Source organism: Vallitalea maricola, from assembly GCF_036985595.1.
In the GTDB taxonomy this organism is placed as follows: domain Bacteria; phylum Bacillota; class Clostridia; order Lachnospirales; family Vallitaleaceae; genus Vallitalea; species Vallitalea maricola.
In genome coordinates, this window is the sequence record NZ_BTPU01000126.1 from 1 (window position 1) to 2,099 (window position 2,099).

The window sequence follows — 2,099 nt, forward strand, 5'->3', positions numbered from 1 at the left end:
ATAGGGTCTTTTGGGTCATAAGTAATGTGTTCGCAGTCACACTGCTTGTCCTCGTTATGAGACACTATTATGATTCCCTCTTTTTGGGAGAGTATCATCTCTGCTCTTTCTTCACTTTTTTTGTCTGTAATGATATATTTTAGTTCTGCACACTCTGACATGATTTTCAATCTGGTATTTTGATAGTTTTCATCAAGAGGAACAAATATGCAACCTGCTTTTAATATTCCTATCATGGCTGTTATCATTTCTACTTTATTGTCAAGAAGTATCCCTACTGGTGTTTTTTGTGGGATTCCTTTTGCAACAAGTACATTTTTTATAGTTTCTGACCTATGATCAATCTCTTCATAGGTTACTTTCTGCTCATTATATTCTGCTGCTGTTTTGTTATTATATTTTTTTAATGCTTCAAGTAATTTATCCTGTATCGTGTTAAACATAATTTCCACCATCCTCATTTATATACTGCATAACTACCTGTCAATAGCTTAATTGCTTAAAAACTGAAGCCTACATCTAATTCTTCTTCGTTACTGATATCATTGAGCACTTCATTAGTAAGATTTATATCTTTGATCTTGATATAAGGATTATCTGTTATTGTTTCTAATATCTTGAGATAATCTCTCATCATCTGACTTATTGTCTCATCTCTGAACAAATCTTTTGAATAAACAAGCGATAAAATTAGTGTGTTTTGATAGCTATAAACTATGACTCTTAGATTCTCAAACTCCATGACGTTGTTTTCATTCAAGTAATCTACCTCTACCCCTGCAATATCTTCAGATAATGTATCAATATACTGCATAGCAAATGTAACATCAAAAATATTATTGTCTATAACCTCATTATCCTTTGATAATTCATTAAGTATATTGTCGATTTGGTACTCATCATTATCAAAAGCACCGATAACTACATCCTTCATCTCGGCTAGATAATCATAAAAACTTTTTTCTTTTTCTGGGTAACTCCTTATGGCAAGAGAATTTATGAACATACCTACCATATCCTTAAGTTCATTATTTTCTCTTCCTTCAATAGGTGTACCTATAACAATATCTTCCTTTGCTGTATATTTGCTGTATAAAACATTGTAAGCAGCAAAAAGAAGTATAAATGCTGTGGTATGATTTTCTACAGCTAACTTATTCAAAGCATTATATAGATTTTCTGATATATACTCAGTAATTTTTCCACCTTTGTATTCTCTCTCACCACTTACTTCAAAGTCTTTCATAAGACCTTTGGTAATGTTATAGTCTTTTAATACATCTTGCCAGTACGCTTCTTGTTTTTCTCGTTTACCTTCTACTAATCTGTTATACCACTGGGTATAATCGACATATCTAGCTTTTAATTCAGGTAATGGTTCATCTTTATATAGAGCCAGCAAATCACGAAGAATGATTCTAACTGATTTTCCATCTGCTATTGTATGATGGAGATCGAGAACTATCATACTCTTTTCTTCATTGAATTTTATTAGTGCTCCACGGAACAATGGCGCTTTTTCTAAATTATATGGTTGAATGAAGTTAGAAATATATTCATCTACTTCTTCTTCTCTACATGAAATGACATTTAATCTAAAATCAATATCATCATTTATGACCTGTACGAATCCATCATCGTGAAGTTCAAAAGATGTTCTTAAGGATTCATGTCTTTTGATTAATTTCATAAATGCATCATTCAATCTTTCTTCGTCAACTACTCCATTAAGCATGAATTTATTAGTTAAATGGTAAGTTGTTTTTACATCTTCATATTTCTCTATGTAGACAATTCTTCGTTGGGCTGGTGATAATTCATAGTATTCTTTTTGTCCTATATTTACTATTTTATCAATCTTTATTTTGTTATTATTTCTTATGTAATCAGCTATTTTGCTGATAACCGCATTATTGAATACAACTTCCAATGGTAATTCAACTTCAAAAGAATCATATATCATAGAAATCATAGTCATTACCTTCAATGAGTGACCTCCTATGGCAAGGAAATTATCATCCCTGTCAAAGTTGTCTGTCTCTAGTATCTCACTCCAGATTTCTGCCAGTTTCAATTCTATCTCATCTCTATAGGCTACA

Annotated in this window: 2 protein-coding genes; both read right to left on the reverse strand. The window is 31.4% G+C overall.

Going from position 1 to position 2,099, the window contains the following annotated elements; all coding sequences use genetic code 11:
• The coding region (locus tag AACQ14_RS23420; protein ID WP_339365969.1) for an AMP-binding protein at positions 1-443 on the reverse strand (443 nt) is incomplete at its 3' end.
• Between the two features lie 56 nt (positions 444-499).
• The coding region (locus tag AACQ14_RS23425; protein ID WP_339365970.1) for a condensation domain-containing protein at positions 500-2,099 on the reverse strand (1,600 nt) is incomplete at its 5' end.